Below are 21029 nucleotides of genomic sequence, written 5' to 3'. Positions count from 1 at the left end.
CTAAAGCTCCTCCGGCAGACCGGCTGCCAGCGCATTGACCGCCGCCGCCGCCATGGCCGACCCACCCCTGCGGCCGTTGATCGCAAGAAACGGCAGGCCGAAGGGATTGTCGGCAAGTGCCTGCTTGGATTCCGCAGCGCCGACAAAGCCGACCGGGAAACCGAGCACGAGTGCCGGTTTCGGCCCGCCGTCCGCGATCATTTCCAGCAGATGGAACAGGGCGGTCGGCGCGTTGCCGATGGCAACCACGGCTCCCTCCAGCCTGTCACGCCAGAGCCGCGTGGCCGCCGCCGACCGTGTCGTGCCAAGTTCAGCCGCAAGACTAGGGACGTCCGCCTCGTTCAGCGTGCAGATCACGTCGCAGCCCTGCGGCAGGCGGGACCGGATGATGCCGTGGACAACCATCTCCACGTCGCACAGCACCGGGGCCCTGGCCGAAAAGGCAGCCCGCGCGGCGTCCACTGCGTCCGGCGACCAGGTGAGGTCCTGCGGCACGTCGGTCATGCCGCATGCATGGATCAACCTGACGGCGACGGGCTTCAGCCCGTCCGGAAGATGCGACAGGTCGGCCTCGGCCCGCACGGTCGCGAAGGATTGGCGGTAGATCGCCGCCGGATCCTTTTCGTAAGCGTAGCGCGCCATCGGATCCGTGCTCACCCTTCGCGGTTCAGCGATTTTGGTCCGTGCGGATGGTCCGCGTGCGGGTAGGGGTGGTGGTGATGACCATGATCGTGGCTATGTCCATGCGCATGGTCGTCGCCGTGTGAATGTCCATGGGAATGATCGTGGGAATGACCGCCGGGCTCATGCGGGTGCGCATGATGATGTCCGCCGGACTGGACCAGTTTTTCGCAGGCACCGGTGCAGATTTCCGCGCATAATTGGCATTCGGCTTCCGCGCCGAGGCCTTCCACATGGTGATGGTGGCTTTCCTGCGCCTGGCCGACTTCGGCCTCGAAGCCGAGCACCTGCTCGCGGTATTTGCACATCTGGCAGTTCATCAGGTTGGCGCCCTGGAGGATCTCCTGCACCCGGTCCGCCATCGTGTCGATCACCTGCGGGTGGTCGTTGAGATAGCCGGCCTGAAGAAACTCGATATCGGGATGTTTCGCCGCGACCTCGTCTGCGGTGTTGTAGATCCGCTGCACCAGCACGCCGGTAAACAGAAAATAGGGAAACACGATGATGCGCTTGTAGCCAAGCTTGGCCGCGTGCTCCAGGCCGGGTCCGACCAGCGGGAACGTGACGCCGGAGTAGCAGGTCTCGGCCCAGCCGAAACCGAAACCTTCCCAGAGCATGCGGGTGATCTTGGCGACGTTGGAATTGGCGTCCGGATCGGAGGACCCGCGCCCGACCACCATCAGCAGCGTGTCGTGCAGGGGCACGTCACCGGGCGCGGCGTCGATGGCTTCCTGGACGCGCGCCGCGGCCGCCTTGACCATCCGCGTGTCGACAGCCAGTTCCCGGCCATAGGAGATCGTCATCTCCGGATGCATCGCCTGATAGGTGTTGAGCACCGACGGGATGTCGTTCTTGGCGTGTCCGGCGGCAAACAGCATGCCCGGCACGGCCAGCACGCGGGTGCAGCCCTGTTCGCGCAGGCGGTTGAGCCCGTCATGAATGACCGGATTGGCGAATTCCAGGTAGCCATATTCCACCGGCCAGTCCGGGAACCGCTTCGTCAGGCCTGCGGCAAGCTGTGCGAACTGTTTCACGGCGCCCTTGTTGCGGCTGCCGTGACCGCAGATCATCAGTCCGAGTTTTTCACTCATTGAGCTGCGTTCCCGGCGGTATCCGCATCTTCGGCGTCCTGCTCGGCGCTGTCGTCTTCCTGTGCCCGTTTGCGGCCCTTCAGGGCGATCACGCCGGCAATCAGCGCGGCGCCGGCGAGGGCGGCGACGCCGACCCAGTGGGAATGCCCGGCAAGGTCACCCAGATGTCCGCCATGGGCGAAAGCGGAAGTCGGCAGAACGGCGGCGGCGAGGCCGGCGAACACAGTTCGATGGGTCATGGATCTCCCCCAGTGGCAGGCGCCGGTCAAGGCATTTGGCGTCGACGGCGACACGGTTTGGCGACACGTTTTGGCGACATGGGGAATGAAAGCAAACGGGCGAAGGCACCGGTGTGAACCCGGCGATCCGTCAAGGCCGTGGACAGCTCCGGCCTTGGTCCCCTGGGTGGGTCAACCGCATCCGGAATCGCTTTCAGTCCCATGACAGGGACGCCGTCAGTTGGTGGCAACCATATGGGAGGCACTGCACCGGATCAAGCATGAATGCGACACCGATGAGCGCTTATGACCACCTGCGGCAGTTCGGCGCGCGCGCTCGGCCCGCCGCCGCACCACGCCAGACGCAGGCAATTGTCTTCCGATCGGAACTGGATTAGAGAACGGGGGGTGAAACAAGGGGCAGAGACCGTGAAACGGGGCCGGCGGACATTTCCTGAAATGAGAAAGACGGCTGCCTGCCTGCTGCTGTTGCCGTTCCTGCTGCTCGCCCTGCTGCCGCGCGGCTACATGCCGACGGTGCAGGAAGACGGTGTTTTCACGGTCACGCTGTGTACCAGTTCGGGTTTGAAGACCCTTGCGCTGGATGCCGCGGGCAACGAGGTTCCAGCCAGTCCCGCCGGTGATGATGACGGCGCTGAACGCCCCTGCATCTTTGCCGGCCTGACAACCCTTGCTCTTTACCAGGGCACACCGGATCTGCCGGCCGCGAATGCCGGAAACAGCGCCGCAATCGGATTTGCCTCACCGGGTCCGTTCGGCTCGGTGCGCACCGGGCGGCTCGGTGCCAGGGCGCCGCCACTCGGGACCTGATTTCCTATCACTTTTTTCGAAATCAGATTGATCCGAAGTTTTGTCCGGTCCGAAAGGCCGGAGTGAAGCCTCGGTGAGGAGATCCCGTGAACACATTTTCTTCGGGCGCCGAGCGTGCGTCCACACCCTCCCGTTTTTACCTGGCGGCCTGGCGCTGGCATTTTTATGCCGGTCTGTTCGTCATCCCGTTCCTGATCACGCTGGCAGTGACCGGCATGACCATGATGTATATCGGCTATTTCGATGGCCGTGACGGCGAGAATATCACGGTCGCCGTACCGGAAAATGGCCGGGCTTTGAGTCTGTCGGCCCAGGCCGGGGCGGCTTTGGCCAGCCAGCCGGGTGGAACGATCAGCGAATGGCTGAAGGGACGTTCCGACGACAGCGTATCGGTGTTCCGCGTTGGCGGCGATGGCACCCAGACCATGGTCGCCGTTGATCCCTTTACCGGTGCTGTCACCGACAGTTGGGAGCGCCGCAAGGGCTGGTACGATTTCGCCGACGGCATTCATTCGGACCTGTTGCTGGGAACGCTCGGCGACCGGCTTCTGGAAATCGCCGCCGGTCTGTCGATCGTGCTTGTGGTGACCGGTCTTTATTTGTGGTGGCCGCGTGACACGAGCGTCCTGGCAGCGATGGTGCCCAATCTGACCCAGACGGGCCGGGCCCTGTGGAAGTCGCTGCACGCACAGGTCGGCATCTATGTGTCGGTCCTGCTGTTGCTGTTCCTGATTACCGGAATGTCCTGGACCGGGATCTGGGGCGGCAGGATAATGCAGGCCTGGAGCACCTTTCCGGCCGAGAAGTGGGACGCCGTGCCGCTGTCCGACTCCACGCATGCCTCCATGAACCACGGCGCTGTCTCCGATGTTCCCTGGGCGCTCGAACAGACCCCGATGCCCGCGTCCGGATCGCAGGCCGGTGTCGAGGGGACCGCGCCGGGTACGCCGGTCACCATCGACAGTGTCGATGCGCTCGCGCGGGAAATCGGGTTTCAGGCCCGCTACAGGATTGCCTTTCCCAAGGGCGACGAGGGCGTCTGGACCATCAACCAGGACACCATGAGCGCGGATGCCGAGGATCCGTTTTCCGACAGGACCGTTCATGTCGACCGCCATACCGGACGTATTCTGGCAAATGTCGCTTTCTCGGATTATTCCCTCGCCGGCAAGGCGATGGCGGTCGGCATCCCTTTCCACATGGGGCTGATGGGCCTGTGGAACCTGATGCTCAACACGCTGGTCTGCCTGTCGGTGATCTTCCTGTGTGTCAGCGGGCTGGTGATGTGGTGGCTGCGCCGCCCCAAGGGTGCGTCCTTCAGGGTCTTCGCACCCAGAACACCGGACAACCTGCCGCACTGGCGCGGGGCCATGATCCTGATGCTGTTCCTGTCCCTGGCATTTCCGCTGGTCGGCATCACGTTGCTCTGCGTGCTGGCGCTGGACTATCTTGTCGTCAAACGCGTGCCGGTGCTGCGCCGGACCATCGGATAAGGACTGATCCGGGCACCCTCGGGTGCCCGGATCTTGACAAGGAGATGTCCGGGCGCCCTTGGGTGCCAAGATCTTGAAGACCGGGCACCTTCGGGTGCCCGGATTTTCCTCAGCCCTCACAGGCAATGGCAGGTCTAGTTGTGCCGGATCACCAGAAGGGTGATGTCGTCAAAAACGGTCTGGGTGTCGATATGCGCCTTGACGTCGGTGAGCAGGCCTTCAAGCACGCGTGCTGCGCTCGGCGCGTTGTGGCGGCGGGCGCTGTCGACCAGCCGGTCGAGCCCGAAGAGGTCGCCTTCCGGGTTTGCGGCTTCCGTCACCCCGTCCGTGTACAGAATGATGATGTCGCCGGGACCGAAAACCAGCTCCCTGGTCTCGATGAACGGTTCGATGTTGTCGTCCAGACCGATCGGAAAACCGAGATCGACCGTGTCGATGATGTCGCAGCCACCGTCCGGTCTCAGGACAATCAGTTCCTCGTGCTGGCCTGAGAGTGTCACCTTGTCCGCTTCGAAATCGAGGAAGGACAGGGTCAGGTGCTTGTCGGTCTTGGTGCGTTTGATGTTGCGGCAGATGGCGCTGTTGAGGGCGGTCAGGAACTGGCGCGGATCGCTGGGTCCGCGCTCCTGCAGCGCCACCGCGACCGACTGGACCATGAGCATCAGCACGCCGCTTTCCAACCCGTGCCCGGTGACATCGCCAATGCCGATCTTCACCCGGTCATCCAGTTGCAGCACATCGTAATAGTCGCCGCCGACCTCGTCGGCCGGTTCCATGAAGGCGGCGATTTCCAGTTCGCGGATGCCGCCGAGTTCGTCCTGGGTGGGCAGCACCATCATCTGGATCTGCCGCGCCACCTCGATTTCCGCGCCGAGCCGCAGGTTTTCCGAGGTCAGCCGCTCGTTCAGGCTGGCGATTTCGGTGTTGGCCTTTTCGAGATTCCGGTTCATCCGGTGGAAGCGGGTCGCCTGGTGCCATTGCAATCCGGTGACCGCTGCGCCGATGGCGCCGGCGCCGGCAAAATAAAGCAGCAGATACCTGAAGGCCCAGAGGTTCTCTGCGATCGGCTGGCTGATGGTGATCGCCTGAATGCCGCGCACGTCGCCGACCGTCCAGTCCGTCTTCGGGCTTTCCGGATGGGAGTTGTGACAGGCCACACAGGCTTCACCGAGCATCACGGGCGAGGCGATCCGGATCTTGCGGCTGAAGATCGAGCCCTCGTATCCGATCTCGATATCCTCCGGATCCCTGCTTTGCCGGAAGTCCTCCAGCGCCTGAATCTCGAACGCGGTGAGATTGTGGGACACCCGGTCTTCGAACGGCAGATCCGAGACGAACCGGTATTCGAGATTGCGCGCATTTCCACCGATCACTTCTCCGAGTTCGATGGACAGTGTCGCCGGGATCGGGATGCCGCCGGGCGTGTCGTGATACTCATGGGTCGGCGTGATGTCGCCGGGAGCGTCCTGTACCCGGGCAATGATGTTCTGGGCGTAATAGTTGCGGATCTTGCTGATCGTCTGATCAAGGTCGATCGCCTGGGCTTGCAACGAGGCATCCGATATCGAGCGCAGGTCCATCCACACCGCCACCGGCAGCAAGGCGAGACCGATGACCACCAGCAGCAGGAACACCGCCGGGCGTTCAATGAGCGTAAGCCAGAACTTGTCGACACGGCGGGGTTCGGTCTGTTGCATCTTGAACCTGATTGTTGGTGCACGGGCCGGCGGGGCCAGAGGCAAACATACTTGAAACGGCTGCAATGTCGCTATTATGACGGCGATCCGCCGCCTGGACCACAACGTCCGGCCAGAATATGCACTCTTGTATCCAGCGCGTTGTAATTGTGTAGTAATGCCAAGCGAAATGAATGGGAACCCGCCAAGGGGTTTTCATCGACAAATCAGAAGCGGGGAGCCCATGCAGACCCATCTCGTTTTCACGGTCATCGCCACGGATCGCCCGGGCCTCGTCGGACGGATGGCCGACATCATAGCGGCCGCGGGTGGCAACTGGATCGAGAGTTCCATGGCCCGTCTCGGCGGCGAGTTCGCCGGTATCGTGCGGATCGCAATCGAAGGAATGCACGCGGATGCGCTGGTCGGGGAGCTTCGCGCCCTGTCTTCCGACGGCATCGACATCACGCTGCGCTCCGACCAGGCGGGAGCGGAGCAATCAGGCGGATCGTCCGCCCGTCTCGACCTGGTGTCGCAGGACCATCCGGGCATATTGCGCGACATCACCCGGGTTTTGAGCGCGCAAGGCGTCAGTATCGAGCATCTGGAGACCGAGGTGGTGTCCGGGTCGATGCAGGGCGAGGCGCTTTTCAAGGCTTCTGCCGACCTGCGGCTGCCTGCCGGGCTTCAGCCGGCGGCCCTGAGCGAGGCGCTGCAGGAAACGGCCGGCGACATGATGGCGGATGTCACCCTGCTTGACTGAGCCGGGCGGCAGGGCGGAACCTGCCGCGACCGGTTAACATTCCCGCAAAATAGCGTAGGGCGAAGCGGTGTGGCGGCATTCAGGCCGCGACCGCCCAGTCCGCCGCGTCTTCCCGAGCGCCGATCAGTGCCAGGCCGTTGGCGACGGAGGTCAGCTCGTTGCCGCCGGAGATCCGTTCCTGTCCGAAGCGTTCCGCGAACAGGCGCCGCACCGCCGGTACGAAGGAGGTGCCGCCGGTCAGGAACACCCGGTCGATGCCGGTGTCCTGCAGGCCGGCCTTGTCCAGCGTCGCGTCGAGCGCCTTGTTCATCTTGTGAAGATCCGGTGCGATCCAGCGGTCGAAATCCCGGCGCGAGACCGAGGCCCTGAAGCCGGCACCGAGCGGCGCGAAGCTGAGCTCCACCTCGTCTTGCGAGGACAGCCGCGCCTTGGTCTCCGAGACCGACTTGTAGAGCGGGTAGCCCTGATCCTCCTCGACCAGATCGATAAACAGCTCGATCTTCTCCGGTTCCAGGCTCCAGCGCAGCAGCTTCTTCATTTCCTTGAAGTCGTCCGAGGTCTTGAACACGGACAGCATGTGCCAGCGGGCGAAATTGGAAAAGAGATTGGGCGGGATTTCCAGTTGCTTGCCCATGCTCTGGTAACTGGATCCCTTGCCGAGTTTCGGCAGGATCACATTGTCGATGATGCGGTAGTCGAACGTGTCGCCGGCGATGCCGATGCCGCCGCGCCCCAGCGGCGTCGCGCTCAGGTGACCGGCATGGGTCTCGAAGCGCATCACCGAATAGTCGGTTGTGCCGCCACCCAGGTCGGCGACGAGGATGGTCGTGTCCTGCGTCAGGGACTGGGCGAAGGAGAACGCCGCACCAACCGGTTCCATGACGAACAGGATGTCCTCGAAACCGGCTTTGGCGAACGCCTTGCGGTAACGTGCTATCGCGAGCTCCTCGTCCGGATTGTACCCGGCGAATTCGACCGGACGGCCGACCACGAGACGCACTGAGGCCGGATCGAACGTGTTGCCCGCGCGCCTGAAGGCAAGCGTCAGGAACGTCGCCATCAGGTCCTCGAAGTCCATGCGCTTGCCATAGATGCCGGTGCCCTGGAAGGCCCGGCTGGCCGCGAAGCTCTTCAGGGACTGGATGAAGCGCACGTCGCCGGTGCTTTCCAGGAACTGCCTGATTGCCCAGGGCCCGACTTCCGGCTGCGCGGATCCGCTGGGCCGCCGGTCGAGGAAACTCAGGACCGTGGCCAGCGAGGTGAAACTGTCCTGGCCGTCGGCAAAACTCACCGGAACCGTCGCGTTCCCGCCGTCCGCAATCACGGCAACCGTGTTCGAGGTACCGAAATCAAGGCCAATCGTCTGGGGCATGAAAGCAGGTCTCCAAAAAACAACCGTCGCGGAATCACGAGTTGCGACGGGCTGTCGTAGCAGGGGCGACATCTGAAAAAAGAACAGCGGGCTGAGTAAGCGGGACACGCGGCAAAAAAAAGGTGAAATTCTGAATTTCAGATCCAGGCAATAGCATTCCGCGGCATGCTCGGGTCAAAACCCATCAGGGCGGGGTCGGACACGGGCCGGTGACCATCCACTGGACATCCAGCTCGCGCGCTTGGATTGGCCGCCGGAGCGTGCCGCAGGCGCGCCCGATTGTGTTTTCATACGAAATTGAAGTCGTCTGCTGCCAGCAGTGCAAAGTTGAAGTTTTCAAGCAGGATCGAACCGCCGGAATAGCTGATCAGCGCATCTCCACCACTGTCTATAATCACCATATCGCCGAAGGACGCGGCCCCGGCAGAAATTTCGATCAGGTCAATCGTGTCCTGAAAGTCCGTTACTGTGTCGTCGTAACCGGTTTCGTTGAATACAAATGTATCTGAACCACCTCCGCCGGTAAGGCGGTCATCGCCCTGGCCGCCGACAATAACGTTGGTCTCGCTGTCGCCGATGAGCGAATCGGCAAATCCACTTCCCGTAATGTTTTCGACATCAATCAGGCGGTCGCCCTGCGCGTCACCACCGCTTTCGACGGTTGAGTCGCTGATGTTGACGCTGACCGCCGAACTGGACGTGCTATAGTCGGCCGTATCTGTACCCGCGCCGCCCTCCAGGCGATCCGAGGAACTGTTTCCAGTCAAAGTGTCATTGCCGTTGCCGCCTCGCAATGTGTCGTTCCCGCCCCGGCCGGAGAGGGTGTCGTTGCCGTCACGACCCTCCAGAACATTGTCATCATTCGAGCCGATGAGCGTGTCATCGGACTTGGACCCCAAGATAGCCTCTATGCTGATCAACCGGTCGCCCTGCGCGTCGCCGCCATTTTCAACTTTACTGTCACCGAGGTTGACAGTAACGGCAACTGAGGAGGCGGAGTAGTCGGCATAGTCATAGCCGCTGCCACCGTCGAGGCGATCGGAAGATGCGCCACCGGAAAGGTAATCGTTACCGGTCAAGCCACGCAGAGTGTCATTTCCCAAGCCACCGAAAAAAGTGTTCGAACCGGAATCGCCGTCAAACATATCATTGAAGTTTGAGCCGTTGGCGCCCTCGATGCCGATAAGTTTGTCCCCTTGAGCCCAACCGCCGCTCTCGACTTTGTAGTCGCTCAGATGGATTGTGACACCGCTCGTGGATTGGGCGTAGTCGGCGATATCGTAACCGTTGCCACCTTCCAGCCGATCGCTGTCGGCACCCCCGCGCAGGAAGTCGTTGCCATCGCCTCCGCGCAGGGTGTCGTTGCCGTACCAACCATACAGCATGTCGTCACCGCCAGCGCCCTCTATCGTATTGGAAGACGAGGATCCGGTGATCACATCATTGTGGTGTGAACCGTAAACGCCTTCGATGCTGATCAGCCTGTCGCCTGCGGCGTCGCTGCCAGCTTCAACGCTGCTGCTGCTCAGATTGATGAGTACGCTGCCAGCTGCATTCAGATAGTCGGCAATGTCGAAGCCCGAACCGCCATCCAAACGGTCGGTCGAGGAACCGCCGCGAAGAATGTCGTTGCCGCTGTTGCCGAGCAGCGTGTCGTTGCCGGACAGCCCGTAAAGCATGTCGTTTCCAGACCGGCCGTCAAGCGTGTTGGCGTTTGAATCGCCGACGATTAGGTCGTTGTAGTTGGAACCGTCGACATATTCGACGCTGCTCAGTGTATCGCCCTGCGCGTGTCCGCCGCTCTCGGTGTGGACATCTCCCAAATTCAAAAGGATTCTGCTGTTGGATTGGCTGTAGTCGGCAGTGTCGTTTCCGGAGCCGCCGTTCAGCGAGTCAGACCCCAGACCGCCGAGCAACTGGTCATCACCGCCATTGCCGAGAAGGCTGTCGTTGCCACTTCCACCCGACAGAAGATTTGCGACACCGTTGCCAGTTAACGTGTCGTTGCCGCCACCAGAAGTCGCATTTTCAATGACTGTGCCGCGTGAAATGATCAAGTTGCCGGTATAACCGCGAACACTGGAAATGCTTTCAGCGTTCAGATTGATCGACTGTCTCCCGCCAAAGGAACTGAAATTGAGTGTATCGGTGCCGCCATCATCGACGATCGTGAAGCTGATGTAGCTGTTCAAAGAACTGACTTGCTGCATCAGGTCGCCGGAATTTGCGCCGTCGCCATATACCGTGTTGCCGGTTCTTGTTGTGCCTGAGGTGCCGTAAAGATTTCGTACGGCAATGATATCTGCGATTTGCGGAGATATCGCATAGACATAACTGGCGTTGACATAGGTGTTTTCGTTTTGGCTGAAATACGACATTACCGACGTTTGCCAGGAATCGTTGGCGTAGTGGTTGTCGATACCATATGTGGCCGAAACATTGTAGTTGCCACTGTGCCCGAGCCCCAGGGCGTGACCGATTTCGTGAATGTAGGTTTGGAAAGAATAGGTGTTCAGGCCTGAGCCATAGTAGTCTATCCAGCTGGTGCCAACGTTCACAAAGCTATAAGTGATGTTCGCGCCGCTGAGAGAAGACCCGCTATAGGCGCGGTTGGCATCCGAGTCGCCGAATTCGATCTGAGCGCCTCCATTGGTGAACGAGAAATTCAGCCCCGTAGCATCCGACCAAAGTTCCAAAGCGTTGCGAGCCAGAGATTGTGCCGTAGAGGGAAGGGCGGATATGTTCACCGATATCGTGCCTCCGACGCCAACGTTAAATGAGCGGTCCGAACCGCCCCAAAAAACATTGGTCAATTGGTAGGCGATCTGGTCGTTGTTGTAGACGGGAGTCGAGGCAGCCACCGGCACTTTTTCGGCCGATTCTACCTTGCTACAGGAAAACCCCGCGACAATGGGTAATTCTCTCGTGCGTCCGGTCGCATCGCAAAGTGTGCACATTTCAACAGCTCTGAAGTTGAAGACGATTGGTCCGTCTCTAACGGCTCGTTCTTGACAACATATAAAATATCGCGACTAAACATATCTGAAAAGAGCCTGCATCACAACTTTACGCTATTTCTCAACTGCCGCGCTTCAGTGTTTTTTGCAAGTTAGCTGGTCAACCAAATTTGTGCCGTTTCTCCTACAAGAAAAACGGCTTGTGCCGAGCGGTGACTGCTTCGATTGAGCCTCCATTCGTCGTTTGAATCCAAGGTGCGAGCCGGCATGAACTGCGTGAGTTGGGCGCGTCTGTTGGCCAATTGTGCCTGTGAGCAGTTGCGACATGGTGGCGCACAAAACTGCCGGAAGGCAACTGCGAACACCGTTTCAAAAGGTTCGGACAGGCCGGCTAGTTAGCTTTGACGGGTTCCGTCACATCGACAATTTGATCGTGCTGACAAGACTTGCAATTTTCGTCAAAAACTGGACAAGAGGGCCTGCAGCTTGCTGCCGACAGCAATTGCTCCGGTCGGCTCACAGCGGCTATCGCTGCGGCATTTTTTTAATTCGGAGAATTCAAGTGCAGTTTTCTAGGGTATTGGACAAATTTAAAAGATTTAGAAAACGTGGACTTGAGACGGTCGCTTTCAAGGCGGCGCCTTCGTTGGGACACGACGATCTGCTTTGCGTCGCCCTGCCGGACAACTTGGAACGATGTTTCAGTCAGCTCGCGGGCGTGAGCGGTCGAGTCATATTCTGTAGCATAAACACATTTCTGTCCGAGAAATCTCAGGCTTTCTTCGAGAATGCAGGCACGCTCATTGTCAGCGAGATGGTTGCGGGAGCGCTTTGCGACGAGATCGAGAGGCTCAGATCTGAAGGCACTGTTGTTCACATTGCCATCTGGTCGCCGTTGAACGATCACATCAGGCATATTGAACAATGCTCACCGGTGGATCATTGGTCGGGCCGGCTTGTCCGGGTTCCGGACGATGCGGAACTGAGATCATACCTTAAAGATTATCGGGTCGACGGAGAGGAGTTCCAAAATCGCCGCGACGGGGGATGCGATCTGGCGCGGGAAAAGGATATTTCCCTGAAGCTCAAGGATCTTGCGCAGCAAAAGGTGTCGCTGACATCCGGATTGGCTCGCTCTCACGTGCAAAGCTACCGTGATGTTCTTGCCGAATTTTTGCCGGTTGGCGAGGACTACGATCTGGTGGTCTTGTGCAGCGGAGCCAGGGGAGACGACGCCGGGAACAGGCGTATTGAGATTGCAAAAGAGCTAAAAGCCAAAGACAGCGGTCGCAAACTGCTTTTCTTGCTCTATGGCGATTGGGAGATGAAAAGCCGGCTGGAGAGCCTCGGCTACGCCAGCGAGGGCGACCATTTCCTGTTTAGAAACGTACCGGCAAGTGCGTTGTTCGCGCACGTCGGAACTGTCTATAGTGATATCCCGCATATATGCGTGGAAGCTAGGCTGCATGGAAAGGCCGCTCAAAATCTTGATGATTTGACCGCAGCGCGTGAGAGCGCAGTCGACAGATCAGCTTGTTCAAGCGTTGAAACAACACCTTCCGAGACCTCGTTCGCCACGCAGATACTGAATCCGAAAACCTACTTCTTCGACTGCGCCGCCCAAGAGTTCGTCAGCCTCGAAACGACGCTGTCCCGGCTCGAAGAGCTCAATAAACTGCAGCCTCTTGACGATTTCCGCCAATTTGTCAGCGAGCGCGTGGCGCGGACCTGGTCAGAACGTGTGTTCGTGCTCGGACGAGCTGGTTATTTCGACCAGGCGGTCGAACTGGCGGCTTATTTGGCGCGCCATTATCCCGGCACCAATATTGGTCCTGGCTCTGTGCATTCTAAGACCATACTGCAATATCTCAACCAGGACTACGACGGTTTAAGCCGGAGCTTGTCGGTGCTCGACGATTTGTCGACCTTCGACCGCTACCTGCCGATCATTCTATATGCCCGTTTCCAGGCCGGCGAGTTCGACGAGATCCAAAATATTTCAAATGCCTATGTCCGGCACAAGGTTCTAAGGGTTCACAAGGATTCTTCGGTTAAGAACCTGAAAAGCTTGGAACGGACCCTGAACTGCATTTACGAACTTGATCAGCTGCTGTCGTCATATGGGCAGAGTTGCTTTAACCACGAGAGCCGTGTCGCTATCGCGCAATGCTTGACAGCGTTATTCACGAGCTGGAGCAAGTTGTGGGTTGCCGAACGAATTGCCACCCGTTCGGTTTCCCGCTCTGCGATCAAGCTTCTGCATCGTGAAGACTTTGATATTCCCGAAGATCTTGTAAAGATTTTTGTACAGAACAACAAGAATGCAATAATGTATCATGTCTCTTTGCTGAATCTCTTGAACAATAATGAGATCATCACTGCAGAAAACATGTCCGGGCGGCAGCGGATCATGGTCGATCTTGCTGAGCACACCGCGAAGGAATTTCTGCGTCAGGGCCTTGTCAGAAAGCTCGATCCGGTTTTCTGGGCAAATCTGATGTCCTTCATAGCCGTCGGTTACGATTGCCGGGCGATCAGGTCCGACCGCTTTTACGAGTTGGAAAAACGCCTTGAAAAGCACCTGACCGGCGGGCCGTCACGGGTTGAGGCGGGTTTTCTCTATTCGGGCATTGCTAAACTGATGAGCGGCTATATCAGGGCGCTGGAGCAGTTGTCGGTGTCCAATTCTCCAACGTCTGCACTGGCCTGCGATTTTCTGCAGGAAGTGTTGAAAATCGCCGAGAGTAGATTCAAGTCGAACACCCAAATTCAACAAGATCTGATCCGGGTTTATGCACGCTTGCGTAACCGGGAAGAAGTCGAAAGACGAGTCCAGTCGGCTGCGCGGAACGAGTTTTCGCTCAACGTTCACATCAAACGCATCTTCAGTGACCACCTGTTCGCCGAAGAGCGAATGTCGGAAGGCCTTGAGCAACTCGAGCAGTGCGAAATCCAGCTGAGGACGAATTTGCTGAAGCGGGCCGACAATCCGTCGTTCTTCAAGCAGATGAACGACTTGAGCCACGACCATGCCCGCAAGAGGTTTTACAGATCCAGCGCTGACCTGCTGTCCTCCTGTCCGCAACCCCAAGCGCCGAAAGGCGTGGTTTTCGTGCTGCCTTACGATGCGCAGAACACTCTTGCCATGGGTGTTCCGATGATGGGCGAACTGCGCAAAAAAGGATATGCGACTGTCTACTTGGGAACCGGGATCTTGCCGGAGGATCCGACCGGCATCGAAGGGATCGACAAGTATCACGGCATCATCAGCTACGATTACACGACACTCAGCGATGAGTCTTACTACGATCGAGCACTCAAGAACGAGTGGAAGATCGACTGGAAAAACAAGATACTGGAATGCGAAGGGGTCAACTACTTCCAGGGGGTTTTCGAGTATCTGGCTAACCGGTACCGCCGCTTCGACATCGACATCGAAAAAGCACCAATCTGGAAGTTTTTCTACACCCAGCTGCTGAAGTGCGACCGAGCGGTCACGATCTGCAAGGACATCCGGAACAATCCCGCACTAAAGGATCTACCGGTCCGGTTCATGGCGGTGTCGGCCCAGACATCGCCTTCCTATATCTACAAAGAGTTCTGTGCAGAAGTCGGTTACAGAGACGACATGCACCTAATTTTCCATATCAACGGATACGAGAATTATTTCTCCAATCTGGGGACGAAAATTGCCTCCACGATGGGGGTTCGGGATATGACCGTGCGTCCGTTTATCCGTTCGCCACTCATCGTGCGTCGGGACATACTTGAATTTCCGGCGGACACCGCAGTTGAGAAGGAACGCCTCAAGTCGGTGCTGACGGCGGACCGGGTGGGCGTTGTTGGCCAGACACCTGTTGTGGCTGCTGTGGAGAAACGCATCCGCGAGCACCGGGCAAAGGGAGGCAAGGTTATTGTCTGCTACGGCAAGGTTCTCTGTGATCTGGGCGTGCCTTATGACGGCGGACCGGCGCACAGGGACATTCTCGATTGGGTGAACCACACTGTCGAATGCGCTCGCAAGAGCGAAGCGCTGGTTCTTATCAAGCCCCATCCGCATGAGATGCGGCCCGAAATTGCTCGTCACCTGACGCAGACGCTGTTTGACGGCATTACCGGCGAGATTCCGGACAATGTCATTCTCCTGGGCCACGATTGGTTTAACAATTCCCGGCTCAAGGACATGATGGACGTTGCCATCTTGTGGAACGGTACGTCCTGCCTCGAAATGAGTGTTTGGGGTCTGCCGGTCGTCATTTGCGCGCATTTCGGCATGATTGATTACCCGGTCAACCTGATCACTCCGGAAAGCAGGGCCGACTATGAGCGGATGATCCGCGAGCCGGAGACCCTGCAACAGGACGCCGACAGCGCCGGCCTCGCGATTGACTACCTCCAGAAGATGGGCGGTGAGACAGTGTTTTCGCCTTACAGATACTGTCCACGCCCGGCCACCAACGACCCCGTCGGCCATTATTTCTGGGTGCAGGAAGACATTCAAAGCTGGCAGGCCGGTTCAGACCCTTGGGTCGGGAAAATGGCTGATGAATATCTGCGTAGCTTCACGCCCGGCGAAAAGGGGGTGGCGACTGAAGAGGATTACCAACAGTACCGCGCCTTCAAACACGGACATGGTACCGCGATCTAGTCAAATTGCGCGAATGCGTTTGGAGGGGGCGCTGCAATATCGGCCGGGCGTACAGCACCTGGGCAGGCTGTGCTTGCATCGGGCGGAAATACCGCTTAGTTGAAACAAACTTTTCGGGGAACTGTCGGCTGGCTGCGCGATTGACGGTCAAGCTAGGATCACTTGGGTCAGCAAAAGACTGACACACAGGACATTTGTTATGAAACTTTTGGACACGACACTTCGCGACGGATCATACGTCATCAATTTTCAGTTTTCAGTGGACGATACACGCCAGATCGCCAAGGAACTGGATCTGGCCGGGATCGAATTCATTGAGGTTGGACACGGTGTTGGGCTCGGAGCGAGCCGAAAAGGTGAAGGTGTCGCACGTGAAACCGACGAAGCGTACATGACGGCAACGGCTGAGGCCGTCAAGAATGCGTCCTGGGGCATGTTCTGCATCCCGGGTATTGCCGAGATGTCTGATCTCGAGGCTGCTATTGAGCACAATATGGGATTTGTGCGGCTTGGTGTGTCCATCGACAGGGTTGACGCAGCCAAGCCGTTTGTTGAGCGGGCGAAAGACGCCGGTCTTTTTGTTGCGGTCAACTTCATGAAAAGCTACACGCGCCCGCCGGCCGAGTTCGCGCAGGCCTGCGCAACGGCCGGTTCTTTTGGAGCCGACATCGCTTATCTGGTCGATTCCGCTGGCAACATGCTTCCTCAAACCGTTGAGGAATACATGAGGGCGACGAAGGACACGACCGATGTCGCACTCGGCTTTCATGCGCACAACAATCTTGGGATGGCGAATGCCAACGCCCTCAAGGCCATGGAGATGGGGGTCGAGATCATTGATGCCTCGTTGCAGGGCATGGGGCGTTGCACAGGCAACACCGTTACTGAACATTTTGTCGCAATGCTCGACCGGATGGGGCGAAAACACAATTATGACCTCTTCCGCCTGATGGACACTTCGGAACTTTATGTACGGCCGTTTCTAACCCAGGTCGGCCTGGATTCTGTCGACCTGGCTTGCGGTCTCGCCGGCTTTCACTCCAGCTATATGTCGGTTGTCCGGGACGCCTGTATTGCACACAATGTCGACCCGCGTGCATTGATCATGGATCTGTGCAAGCAGACCCGGGATGTTGCACCTGCGGACCTCGTCGACGACCTTGCCCGGAAGATTGCAGCGAAGGATACGGAAAACAATTACCGTCATCGCTTCCCGCTTCGGCAGTACTTCGGGCATGAGCAGGACTTTCTCTGAAAGGACTTGCCAACAAGATGTTGCGATCCTCATTTTTCGACAAGATCCGGACTGCGACCGAGCGTGAAACGGTCGTGTCACTGATTGACGACACGTCCGTGTCCGGAGTGCAGATGCTGCACGCTGCGGACCGGATTGCCGCGTATCTGACGGAGCTCGGCGCCGGGCCGCAAAGCCGTGTTCTTGCGGTGCTGCCCAACGGACTTGCGCTGCTGATGCTATATGTCAGTTGCCTTCGCCATCGGTTCATTGTCTGTCCGGTCAGTCCGGATAGTCCGAAGCAGGACGTTGACTACATCTGTTCTGTCTACCGGCCGGACGTGATCGTTGATCCCGTTGCTCTGGAAGCATGTCTGCGGAGAAGCCTTGAAGAAGTGCCTGTCGCTTTGTCGCATCCCGAAGGCGTTGTCTATGACGAACGTGATATCTTCTCGGTGAATTTCACATCCGGTACAACGGGCCGGCCGAAGGGCGTGGCACATTTTGCCGAGCGGATTCTGGACAACGCCCAGTCCTTCAACAGTCGGCTTGGCTGCACAGAAAACCAGCGCATGATGCATGCCATGCCCATGTACTACATGGCAGGCCTTCTCAACACCATCTTGTGTCCGATCATGGCAGGCGGCGCGATCATTGTTGCACCGGCCTTGTTGCCGCGGACAGCCCTGTCCTTCTGGCGTCAGTTTGTTGACAACAGGGCGACAGCCTTCTGGCTGTCTCCAACGATGTTGCGCATGGTGATGAAGCTGGATCGTACCAAAGATTCCAAGAGTTACGCCGCCGCGGCCCTACAGCACGCGTTTGTCGGCACCGCGCCGATGTCACCTGCGCTCGGACAGGAGTTCTTGGACAGTTACCGTGTCAGGCCGTTGCAGAGCTATGGATTGTCGGAGTTGCTGCTGGTCTCTTGCGACGAGACAGGCTCTGGTGATCTTGGCGGTGTCGGCATGGCGCTCTCGGGGGTTTCAACCCGCCTAGCGCAAGATCAGGAGCTGGAAATCCTTACGCCCTATCTCTTTGCGGGGTACCTGGACCCGGAGACGGGCGCGATTGACTTTGCAGACAGGCGGCAGCCGTTCAAGTCCGGTGACCTGGCCGAAATCGACGCGCAGTCCCGATTGCGAATTACCGGCCGGAAAAAGGACCTCATCGTCGTCGGCGGCATAAATGTCAGTCCGGCCGCGATCGAGGAACGTCTCCAGTCCATCGAGGGTGTCACGGAGATCGCGGTCGTTGGCGAGAGCGATGACATTTACGGTGAAGTTCCGGTGGCTTTCGTGCAGATGGAATCCACCGCGATCGAAGCTGAGGTGATCGAAAAGCTTCGCGCGGGCGCCCGGGACGGGTTGCCGATGGCAAGCCGCCCCGCAAGATTCTATACGGTCGACAAGATGCCGACCGGTCCGACCGGCAAGGTGCAGAAGCGACTCCTGAACCGGCCTGCCACGTCATGATCGTCGGGGTGGATCATATCGCGCTGGCGTGTGCCGATCTTGAAGTTGGACAGCGTGCGCTAGAAGAATTGGGGCTGACTGAACGTTTTGCAGACCGCGATGTCCGGAATGCGCTGCAGAAGCGGGATCTCCTGCACGACTACGGGCCGCTGCACGACATTGCCGTCTATGACCCCCAGTCTGGAACGGCAATAGAACTCACTGCTCATAATGTGGCGCGAAAGTCCGCTCAGAACGGCTTTACCCCAGTTCTTGACGTGAACGTGGAGGCCAAGGGCGAGCAAGGCGGTGGCGAGCTCGACTGCGTGGCCGCCGCATATGGCGATGGATACGGACTGTATCGGTTTCCCGATCTGGACACTTACTGCTATCTACGTCCTGGAGGCGAGACCAGCAGTTTGCGAGCCGGCGTCTTCACCGTTGCTGGTTTCGACGCGAGCCTTGGCTTTTTCACAGCGGGTCTGTCGGGAAAAATCGACCGGCAGGGCGCCACCTCCGGGCGACGCTGGGCCACAGTCAAACTTCCGGGGCTCATGTCCAAATGGCGCCTGGAGCTGCTAGTCGTCGAAGACCTGGCGTGCCTTGAGCGAACGAGGCTGTTGGACGACGCCGGCTGGCCTTGCCTTGCCTGTCTGACCACGTCGATCGAAGCGGATGCAGAAAAACTGAGACAAGCCTCTGCGGATCGGGTCGGCGAGATCTTTGATTTGAAAGTCAATGGCAAGGCATTGCGAATTCTTCTTGCTACCGGACCGAACGGCGAACTGGTAGAGCTTATCGAAATTTCGAAGAAATAGGATCACAGATATGTCTGAAGTGGTGGATCTGACACTCACCTTGCGCGAAGGAATGACGACGTTCCCGGTCTATTGGCATCCGCTGGTGGAGATCAGCCAGCTTGGCCGTCTACACTATGAAAAGCGTGAAACCCGAAAGCTTGTGCTCGGCACCCACACGGGCACCCACATGGATGCGCCGCGGCATTTCATTGTCGGTGGGAAGACCATCGACGAACTGGATCCGGCACTGTTCGTCGGCGACTGTGTCCTGCTGAACATGACGGACTTCAGCCCGTTCACCGAGGTTTGCAAAGCCGATATGGAACAGCGCTTGGCCGGCCGCACGCCGCAGCGTCTCATGCTGCGTTTTGACTGGTCCGATCATATCAATTCTACAGAATACTACACAGACCATCCGTTCCTTTCGGAAGAGTGTGCGCAGTATCTGGTCGAAATCGGCGTCAAGGTGCTGGCGATGGATACACCGATGCCGGACAATCCGAAGAACGGCCGAAATTCAGACAATGATTCTCCTAATCACTACATCCTGCTGGGCAAAGATGTGATCCTCGTGGAATATGTCACCAATCTTCGAGCCCTCGGTGATGTCGAATCATTCGAACTCATTGTTCTGCCACTTAAAATCCACGAGGGCGACGGCGCTCCCGTACGTTGTCTTGGAAGACTTGGCTAAATGGAGCAGCAGATGGAAACTGGAGCACAGGAGCGCACAGTTGAACTGGCCTGGCTGATCAACTGGTTCCGCGAGCAGAATCCCATGCTTGCGTCGCTGACGGACCAGGAAATGGAAGCAGCAGATTTTTTTGCGGCAGAGTATATCGATTCCTTTGGCGTCATCATGCTAATCGAGGCCGCCGAACAGGAATTCGGCATTTCGTTCGATGAAGATGATTTCCAGAACAGGGCGTTTGCAAGGGTGATCGGCCTTGCGGACCTCATCCGGGACAAGCAGGCGGCATGAGTGCTCCCTATACAGCAGAACAACTTGTCGAAGCCGTTTCACGTTGCGGCATCAAGTCAGGTGACGTGATCTTCGTTCATTCTAATGTTGGCTATTCCGGCAGGATGGTGGGCGTGAAATCGCTTGATGATCTGTGCGGCAGGACCGTCAGGGCACTTCTTGAGGTCATCGGGCCGGAAGGGACGCTCGTGGTTCCGACCTTCAGCTACTCCTTTGGCTCCGACAAGCCTGAACGCCGTTTCGACCCCGCTGTAACGCCCTCCTCATGCGGCGCTCTTTCTGAATATGTGCGCAAGATGCCGGATGCCGTAAGGTCACTGGAACCCATGTTCTCTGTCGCTGCCATTGGCGCAATGAAGGATGACCTGACGCGCAACGTATCGAATGACTGTTTCGGTGCAGGCAGCTTTTGGGAGCGGTTTCTGGCTGCGGACGGCAAGGTCTGCAATCTCAATTTCGATGCCGGATCGACGTTTATTCACTATGTCGAGCGCAAGCTGAACACGCCCTACCGGCAGGACCGGATCATGTCTGGTGAGCTTTGGGACGGTTCCGGCTGGCAGCCTGCCGAGTTTGTTTTCTTTTGCCGTGACATGAACGATCCGAGCGCGGCTGCGCGGTTCGAGCTGTTTGACAAACTGGCTCGCGAAGCAGAAATCGTTGCAACGCAACCGGTTGGGCGAGGCAGTGCGGTCGTCATCAGTGCACGGGATACGCAAGACTTTGTCCACCGCCAGATCACCAGGACGCCCGATTTTTTGACCCTGCGCGGAATGCCTACTTGACAGGTCCCGGCTAATACGGGATGCACACGTCGCCCGCGATCATC

General features: G+C 58.4%; 16 protein-coding genes. 10 read left to right on the top strand and 6 right to left on the bottom strand.

Going from position 1 to position 21029, the window contains the following annotated elements:
• The 3 genes from AC0VX3_RS24660 to AC0VX3_RS24650 are packed head-to-tail and all read right to left on the bottom strand — an operon-like array spanning position 1 to position 2011.
• Complete coding sequence (locus AC0VX3_RS24660; protein WP_475522719.1) at positions 1 to 642, bottom strand: precorrin-8X methylmutase; 642 nt, start codon at positions 640 to 642, stop codon at positions 1 to 3.
• 11 nt (positions 643 to 653) lie between these two features.
• The gene (locus AC0VX3_RS24655) at positions 654 to 1772 is read right to left on the bottom strand and encodes a sirohydrochlorin chelatase (protein ID WP_475522718.1); all 1119 of its coding nucleotides are present in this window, start codon (positions 1770 to 1772) and stop codon (positions 654 to 656) included.
• Positions 1769 to 2011 (bottom strand): DUF6732 family protein, encoded by a 243-nt coding sequence (locus AC0VX3_RS24650; RefSeq protein ID WP_348145927.1) that lies wholly within the window; start codon positions 2009 to 2011, stop codon positions 1769 to 1771. Before AC0VX3_RS24650 ends, AC0VX3_RS24655 begins: the two co-directional genes overlap by 4 nt.
• A 438-nt stretch (positions 2012 to 2449) precedes the next feature.
• Between AC0VX3_RS24650 and AC0VX3_RS24645 the strand changes: the two genes are divergently transcribed.
• The gene (locus AC0VX3_RS24645; RefSeq protein WP_342891364.1) at positions 2450 to 2821 is read left to right on the top strand and encodes a hypothetical protein; all 372 of its coding nucleotides are present in this window, start codon (positions 2450 to 2452) and stop codon (positions 2819 to 2821) included.
• A gap of 86 nt (positions 2822 to 2907) precedes the next feature.
• Complete coding sequence (locus AC0VX3_RS24640) at positions 2908 to 4314, top strand: PepSY-associated TM helix domain-containing protein (RefSeq protein WP_475522717.1); 1407 nt, start codon at positions 2908 to 2910, stop codon at positions 4312 to 4314.
• Positions 4315 to 4448: 134 nt separating this feature from the next.
• Here the strand turns inward: AC0VX3_RS24640 and AC0VX3_RS24635 are convergent, their stop codons facing one another.
• Positions 4449 to 6011, bottom strand: a complete 1563-nt coding sequence (locus AC0VX3_RS24635; protein WP_475522716.1) for a PP2C family protein-serine/threonine phosphatase — start codon at positions 6009 to 6011, stop codon at positions 4449 to 4451.
• Positions 6012 to 6234: 223 nt separating this feature from the next.
• Between AC0VX3_RS24635 and AC0VX3_RS24630 the strand changes: the two genes are divergently transcribed.
• On the top strand, positions 6235 to 6753 hold the full coding sequence (locus AC0VX3_RS24630; protein WP_475522715.1) for a glycine cleavage system transcriptional repressor: 519 nt from the start codon (positions 6235 to 6237) through the stop codon (positions 6751 to 6753).
• Positions 6754 to 6832: 79 nt separating this feature from the next.
• On the opposite strand, the gene AC0VX3_RS24625 is transcribed toward AC0VX3_RS24630, so the two are convergent.
• Complete coding sequence (locus tag AC0VX3_RS24625) at positions 6833 to 8125, bottom strand: Hsp70 family protein (RefSeq protein ID WP_475522714.1); 1293 nt, start codon at positions 8123 to 8125, stop codon at positions 6833 to 6835.
• A gap of 287 nt (positions 8126 to 8412) precedes the next feature.
• On the bottom strand, positions 8413 to 11082 hold the full coding sequence (locus AC0VX3_RS24620) for a M10 family metallopeptidase C-terminal domain-containing protein (RefSeq protein WP_475522713.1): 2670 nt from the start codon (positions 11080 to 11082) through the stop codon (positions 8413 to 8415).
• Positions 11083 to 11407: 325 nt separating this feature from the next.
• Here AC0VX3_RS24620 and AC0VX3_RS24615 point away from each other — a divergent pair, with 325 nt between their 5' ends.
• The 7 genes from AC0VX3_RS24615 (at position 11408) to AC0VX3_RS24585 (ending at position 20985) form a co-directional block, all read left to right on the top strand.
• Positions 11408 to 15730, top strand: a complete 4323-nt coding sequence (locus AC0VX3_RS24615; RefSeq protein WP_475522712.1) for a hypothetical protein — start codon at positions 11408 to 11410, stop codon at positions 15728 to 15730.
• A gap of 199 nt (positions 15731 to 15929) precedes the next feature.
• Complete coding sequence (locus tag AC0VX3_RS24610) at positions 15930 to 16985, top strand: 4-hydroxy-2-oxovalerate aldolase (RefSeq protein WP_475522711.1); 1056 nt, start codon at positions 15930 to 15932, stop codon at positions 16983 to 16985.
• A gap of 17 nt (positions 16986 to 17002) precedes the next feature.
• On the top strand, positions 17003 to 18439 hold the full coding sequence (locus AC0VX3_RS24605; protein WP_475522710.1) for a class I adenylate-forming enzyme family protein: 1437 nt from the start codon (positions 17003 to 17005) through the stop codon (positions 18437 to 18439).
• The gene (locus AC0VX3_RS24600) at positions 18436 to 19236 is read left to right on the top strand and encodes a hypothetical protein (protein WP_475522709.1); all 801 of its coding nucleotides are present in this window, start codon (positions 18436 to 18438) and stop codon (positions 19234 to 19236) included. Before AC0VX3_RS24605 ends, AC0VX3_RS24600 begins: the two co-directional genes overlap by 4 nt.
• 10 nt (positions 19237 to 19246) lie before the next feature.
• Positions 19247 to 19912 carry a cyclase family protein gene (locus tag AC0VX3_RS24595; RefSeq protein ID WP_342891354.1) on the top strand — a complete coding sequence of 222 codons (666 nt, stop codon included), beginning with the start codon at positions 19247 to 19249 and terminating at the stop codon, positions 19910 to 19912.
• A complete protein-coding gene (locus AC0VX3_RS24590; protein ID WP_475522708.1) occupies positions 19913 to 20200 on the top strand; it encodes a phosphopantetheine-binding protein in 288 nt (95 codons plus the stop codon).
• Complete coding sequence (locus AC0VX3_RS24585; RefSeq protein WP_475522707.1) at positions 20197 to 20985, top strand: AAC(3) family N-acetyltransferase; 789 nt, start codon at positions 20197 to 20199, stop codon at positions 20983 to 20985. The genes AC0VX3_RS24590 and AC0VX3_RS24585 overlap by 4 nt, the downstream gene beginning before the upstream one ends.
• Positions 20986 to 21029 lie beyond the last annotated feature (44 nt).

The organism is Roseibium sp. QJM3NY_11 (assembly GCF_056173175.1).
Note: the sequence above shows the minus strand (reverse complement) of the source record. Positions and strands in the feature narration are given on the sequence as shown.

What these genes read in the sequence shown, in the direction of transcription:
- AC0VX3_RS24660 (WP_475522719.1), bottom strand. Translation starts at nt 642, where the DNA reads ATGGCGCGCTACGCTTACGAAAAGGATCCGGCGGCGATCTACCGCCAA.
- AC0VX3_RS24655 (WP_475522718.1), bottom strand. Translation starts at nt 1,772, where the DNA reads ATGAGTGAAAAACTCGGACTGATGATCTGCGGTCACGGCAGCCGCAAC.
- AC0VX3_RS24650 (WP_348145927.1), bottom strand. Translation starts at nt 2,011, where the DNA reads ATGACCCATCGAACTGTGTTCGCCGGCCTCGCCGCCGCCGTTCTGCCG.
- AC0VX3_RS24645 (WP_342891364.1), top strand. Translation starts at nt 2,450, where the DNA reads ATGAGAAAGACGGCTGCCTGCCTGCTGCTGTTGCCGTTCCTGCTGCTC.
- AC0VX3_RS24635 (WP_475522716.1), bottom strand. Translation starts at nt 6,011, where the DNA reads ATGCAACAGACCGAACCCCGCCGTGTCGACAAGTTCTGGCTTACGCTC.
- AC0VX3_RS24630 (WP_475522715.1), top strand. Translation starts at nt 6,235, where the DNA reads ATGCAGACCCATCTCGTTTTCACGGTCATCGCCACGGATCGCCCGGGC.
- AC0VX3_RS24625 (WP_475522714.1), bottom strand. Translation starts at nt 8,125, where the DNA reads ATGCCCCAGACGATTGGCCTTGATTTCGGTACCTCGAACACGGTTGCC.
- AC0VX3_RS24620 (WP_475522713.1), bottom strand. Translation starts at nt 11,082, where the DNA reads ATGTGCACACTTTGCGATGCGACCGGACGCACGAGAGAATTACCCATT.
- AC0VX3_RS24615 (WP_475522712.1), top strand. Translation starts at nt 11,408, where the DNA reads ATGGTGGCGCACAAAACTGCCGGAAGGCAACTGCGAACACCGTTTCAA.
- AC0VX3_RS24610 (WP_475522711.1), top strand. Translation starts at nt 15,930, where the DNA reads ATGAAACTTTTGGACACGACACTTCGCGACGGATCATACGTCATCAAT.
- AC0VX3_RS24605 (WP_475522710.1), top strand. Translation starts at nt 17,003, where the DNA reads ATGTTGCGATCCTCATTTTTCGACAAGATCCGGACTGCGACCGAGCGT.
- AC0VX3_RS24600 (WP_475522709.1), top strand. Translation starts at nt 18,436, where the DNA reads ATGATCGTCGGGGTGGATCATATCGCGCTGGCGTGTGCCGATCTTGAA.
- AC0VX3_RS24595 (WP_342891354.1), top strand. Translation starts at nt 19,247, where the DNA reads ATGTCTGAAGTGGTGGATCTGACACTCACCTTGCGCGAAGGAATGACG.
- AC0VX3_RS24590 (WP_475522708.1), top strand. Translation starts at nt 19,913, where the DNA reads ATGGAGCAGCAGATGGAAACTGGAGCACAGGAGCGCACAGTTGAACTG.
- AC0VX3_RS24585 (WP_475522707.1), top strand. Translation starts at nt 20,197, where the DNA reads ATGAGTGCTCCCTATACAGCAGAACAACTTGTCGAAGCCGTTTCACGT.